The organism is Dellaglioa sp. CoH-55-MRSF-7 (assembly GCF_056782235.1).
The window spans coordinates 1-273 of record NZ_JBXAYI010000161.1 but is presented as its reverse complement, the minus strand read 5'-3'; the positions used below and the strand labels follow the sequence as shown (position 1 = coordinate 273).

Sequence of the window (273 nt, the reverse complement as noted above, 5' to 3'; positions counted from 1 at the left end):
AGGCATCCGTGACGTATTCGGTAAGAAGGACAAAGAGACCGGTAAATGGGTTGTTCATCCGGTTGTGCAGTACTACCCAGAAACGGTGGGTGAGAAGTTCTTCGATTGGATGGCAAGTATCCAGAAGCAGTACCCCGACAAGCGCATGGTTGCAGGTAAGTGGTGGCTGATCTATGAAGACAACAAGGCCAACAAGGCCATGATTGGTGACGCACACGACCCGAAGATGGCCAAGAAGTACGGAAAGGGTCTGTGGGTAGAGGCACCGGACGG

1 protein-coding gene is annotated in these 273 nt (G+C 52.7%); it reads left to right on the top strand.

The window, feature by feature from the left end:
- Positions 1-273 (top strand): hypothetical protein (locus tag AC1RPU_RS08240; protein ID WP_481769686.1); only part of this gene is annotated, 273 nt, incomplete at both ends.